Raw genomic sequence first — 3,744 nt, 5'->3', positions numbered from 1 at the left:
AACGGGGGACAATCCGTGGAACTCGAAACCGGCGATTTCAACTGAGATTGCAATCTGATGCCCGCACGGTTTCGCGGTGTGTGAGCGGGAGAGTCAGCCCCGGCCAGGAACAGCCGGGGCTTGTTTGTTTTTGCCGGGGGTATGAAGGACGATTCGCGGGCGTACAGTTTGTGCTTCAGGATCGACTTGGGGAACGCTTCATGCAGATGCATACGCTTGATCATCGTGGCTACGAGATCGTCGTGCAGTCCGAGCGCAACGAGTTGGGCGCGTGGCGCGCGAAAGTGAGCGTGCGCCACACGGTGGATACGGTCGCGCAATTCCGTCCCGGGACGGCTCAGCCGGAATGGCTTACCGAGGCGGAGGCCGCGCGCGATGGCATCGAATGGGCCACGCGGCTGATCGACCACAAGCTCGCGGCGTCGCCCAACGAGGGATGAGGCCAGCGAAGCTGCGGTATAGTCGCGCCAACCGATCGCAGACCCGCTTTGGACTTTGCCGCTGGGCCGGCCGTCTGAGGCTTTGATTATCCGGAGAACGTTGTGCAGGACATCATTGAAGGATTCATCCGCTTTCAACGCGAAGTCTTCCCGCAGCAGAGCGCCTTGTTCAAACGTTTGTCGACGGCGCAAAGTCCGAGCGCGCTGTTCGTGACCTGCTCGGACAGCCGTGTCGTCCCCGAATTGCTGACCCAGGTGGAACCCGGCTCGCTGTTCGTGATTCGCAATGCGGGCAACATCGTGCCGTCTTACGGCCCGGAGCCGGGCGGCGTCTCGGCGACCGTCGAATATGCGGTGGCCGTGCTGGGCGTGCAGGATATCGTGATTTGCGGTCACTCCAATTGCGGGGCGATGACGGCGATCTGCACGTGCATGAACCTCGACCATCTGCCGGCCGTGGCGGGTTGGCTTCGTCACGCAGACGCGGCGAAAGCGATCAACGCGTCGCGGACTTACCAGTCGGATGCGGAGCGTCTTGATGCGCTGGTCAAAGACAACGTGTTGGCGCAGCTTGCGAACATTCGCACGCATCCGTCGGTGGCCGTGGGCCTCGTGAAAAAGACACTGCGGCTGCACGGCTGGATTTTCAATATCGAAAGCGGCGTGATGCTTGCCCTTGACGGACGTACTGGGGAGTTTTTGCCGTTGGCGGAGAACACTGAGATTTATGCTGTTTGATGTGAGGCGTGGGTTTGACGCCAGGGTGCACGGCTTGGGTGTGCAGTCTGTGTATGCCGCTTGAGTGAGCCGCTTGAGCGTGTCGCCAGGTATGCCGCTTGAGTGAGCCGCTTGAGCGTGTCGCCAGATATGGCGGTTGAGTGCGCCGCTTGAGTGTGTTGCCTGGGTACGCCGCTTGAGTGTGACACTTGAGTACGCCACCTGGATGTGACGCTCACCTGGACGTGACGCTCAACTGGCAAAGCAGCGAAACGCCAGGCTGATCCGCGGCCCGATCGCATCGGCCAGCTTTGGGATGCCGTGTTCATGCGTGAATTGCGAGGCATAGCTCATGACGATGCAACTGCCTGGCTCCAGCTCCACGTGCACGATGCGGCCGGAACCCGCCTTCGGGCGGATCGACATGCGGCGGCTCGCGCCGAGCGAGACGACGGCAATCGGCTCGCCCGGCAGCAGCTTTTCCGTCTTGTCGCTATGAAGCGCGACACTGTCGTTGCCGTCGCGATAGAGATTGAGACCGACGCGATTGAACGGCGCGCCGAGCAGTGAGCGGACGGCTTCAAATGCTTCGCCGAGCGGCGCAGGCAGATCTTCAGATTCGCGGGAGAACGTGGCGAGCAGACGTGGAACGGCCACCTCCCGGTCGTACATCATGCGCTGCCGGCTCGACCAGCCGACATTTTCAAGCGCCTGATCGAACCACTTTTGCGCCGTGAGTGCCGGAATCGACTCAGGCAAATAGCGAATCCCGCCTTGCTCGTCATTGACGAGGCGTACCGGCTCGGGGGCAAACAGGCCTTGCTGGGACACCATGACTCAAACCTTGGAGAGCGGCAGCCCGGACACGAATCGCAGGGCTGTTCATATCGACCATTATACTGTGTTTTTATACAGGTCTTGGGGTGCGCCGCGAATTTCCACCGGACAGAACCCATGAAGCGCAGACCAGTACGTGTTCTGTTGGCGGCCGTCTGCACGACCACGGTGTTTTCGGCTTGTGTGCAAACAGGCAGCGGGACGTCGAACGCCCATGCGAGCGCGGCAATGACAAGCGGCAAAGCCGCGTCGCAGGCGGACAGCAATCTGGCGACGGCAGTCCGGCAAGCGCTCGATAAGGCCCCGGGCTTCAATGTGTCAGGCGTGTTCGTGCGCGCCCAGGACGGCGCGGTGATCTTGACCGGCACGGTGCACAGCGCCGATCAGATCCGGCAAGCGGAGCAGATCGCTCGAACCGTGCCGGGTGTGCTGGTCGTGGTGAACAAGCTCACGCTGTGGCACGGCGGCAATGGCTGACCGCGTCCTTTGCGGTTAGGCGGGGAGCGCGTGGACACGTCTCCGGCCGTCATGGCGAATGGCTGGCTGCGGTCTTCGAGTCGATTGCGCGAGGATCCGCAGGCATAATCCGTGTTCCGATTACGCCGCCCTTTCATCGCGGGCAAAACCATGCAGACGCGTGCCGCTCGGCACGTGTGCAGGAAAATTCATGCCGCCCATCACCGCTGTTCGGAGTGCAGCCGTGCCGTTGCGCAGCGTCGCGCTAATTCTGCTTCGCGTTCGACATTGCTTCGGAGTTCCAAAAAATCGTCGTAGGAATGGCGAATCAGTAGGCTGGCTTTTTCGGACAACAGCCCCTGCGCGAGCGGACGAATCGGCCTTTCGCGGCTATAAATAGCAAATACCAGGCATCCGCCTTGCACTCTTCTCCGTACGTGACCGTACCGGCCCGAACTCGCGGTCGTTGCGGCGGCATCGATTGATGGACTCGCGGTGAACCCTCTGATGAATTCGGGCACGTTTTGCGATATCGCGAACGCGCAGGGTCACGAGTTGAGAGGGAGACGTCATGGTTAGCGAACCCAGGAAGATAGTTCTCACAAGCCTGTTGGTGGGCGCGATTGCGATCGCGGCTTATATTTCGCAGTCGGACAAAAGCTGGCTGGCATCGGACGATCCAGGCCTGGAGCGCGACAGTGGGGCCACTCATGAGACACGCAGCGACACCATGACCGGTTCGGTGACTTTCGGACCGGTTGCTGGACGCGGCGCTTCGGCGGCGGCGCTCGCCGGTGATCTCCAGGCGGCTCGCAACAGTCTGCAGCGCAACGATCTTGCCTCCGCGCAGGCGCAACTGGACGCGGTGAGTGCGGCGCACCGGGACGACGATCAGGTCCTCGCGCTGCAGCGTGAAGTGGAGGCGCGCGCGGAGCTGGTGCAGCACGCGCCCGTACCCGCGCAAGGGGAGAAAGTGGCGCCGCAAGGATCGAAATCGGCACGAGCGTCGTTGACGTCTTCCGGGAAAAGCGGGCGCTCGCATGAGGGTTATGTCGCGAGGCGTGAATACGCGAATCGTGCACCCCGTGACGCGAAAATTCGGCGTGGTACTGAAACGGCACAAGCCGCGGTGGACGACGTTAGCCCTTCGCATGGGAGAGTGGGTGGCGGCGCGCCTGTGGTCGCCGGCTCGTCATCTTCCGGGCTGGCTGAGGTGAAGGTCGTCTCGAGCGTCACCGGTACTGCTGCTGCGACACAGGTGACACAGGTGACACAGGCGACGCAGGCGACGCAG

6 protein-coding genes are annotated in these 3,744 nt (G+C 62.0%); 4 read left to right on the top strand and 2 right to left on the bottom strand.

The window, feature by feature from the left end; all coding sequences use genetic code 11:
• The coding region (locus tag QOC89_RS04830; protein WP_323043981.1) for a hypothetical protein at nucleotides 1-212 on the bottom strand (212 nt) is incomplete at its 3' end.
• Between QOC89_RS04830 and QOC89_RS04825 the strand changes: the two genes are divergently transcribed.
• Together QOC89_RS04825 and QOC89_RS04820 are read left to right on the top strand one after the other, a co-directional pair.
• On the top strand, nucleotides 207-440 hold the full coding sequence (locus tag QOC89_RS04825) for a DUF6566 family protein (protein WP_323043980.1): 234 nt from the start codon (nucleotides 207-209) through the stop codon (nucleotides 438-440). The genes QOC89_RS04830 and QOC89_RS04825 overlap by 6 nt on opposite strands.
• Before the next feature lie 102 nt (nucleotides 441-542).
• Entirely contained in the window at nucleotides 543-1,178 is a 636-nt protein-coding gene (locus QOC89_RS04820; protein ID WP_323043979.1) for a carbonic anhydrase, read from the top strand.
• A 231-nt stretch (nucleotides 1,179-1,409) separates the two neighbouring features.
• On the opposite strand, the gene QOC89_RS04815 is transcribed toward QOC89_RS04820, so the two are convergent.
• Nucleotides 1,410-1,991, bottom strand: a complete 582-nt coding sequence (locus QOC89_RS04815; protein WP_323043978.1) for an alpha-ketoglutarate-dependent dioxygenase AlkB — start codon at nucleotides 1,989-1,991, stop codon at nucleotides 1,410-1,412.
• Nucleotides 1,992-2,111: 120 nt separating this feature from the next.
• Here QOC89_RS04815 and QOC89_RS04810 point away from each other — a divergent pair, with 120 nt between their 5' ends.
• Both QOC89_RS04810 and QOC89_RS04805 read left to right on the top strand, forming a co-directional pair.
• Nucleotides 2,112-2,471, top strand: a complete 360-nt coding sequence (locus QOC89_RS04810) for a BON domain-containing protein (protein WP_323043977.1) — start codon at nucleotides 2,112-2,114, stop codon at nucleotides 2,469-2,471.
• A gap of 550 nt (nucleotides 2,472-3,021) precedes the next feature.
• Nucleotides 3,022-3,744: hypothetical protein (locus QOC89_RS04805; RefSeq protein WP_323043976.1), on the top strand; the 723-nt coding region annotated here is incomplete at its 3' end.

The organism is Paraburkholderia sp. (genome assembly GCF_034668105.1).
Classification (GTDB): Bacteria; Pseudomonadota; Gammaproteobacteria; order Burkholderiales; family Burkholderiaceae; genus Paraburkholderia.
The sequence above is the reverse complement of the archived record's forward strand: the minus strand, read 5'-3'. Positions and strand labels throughout refer to the sequence as shown.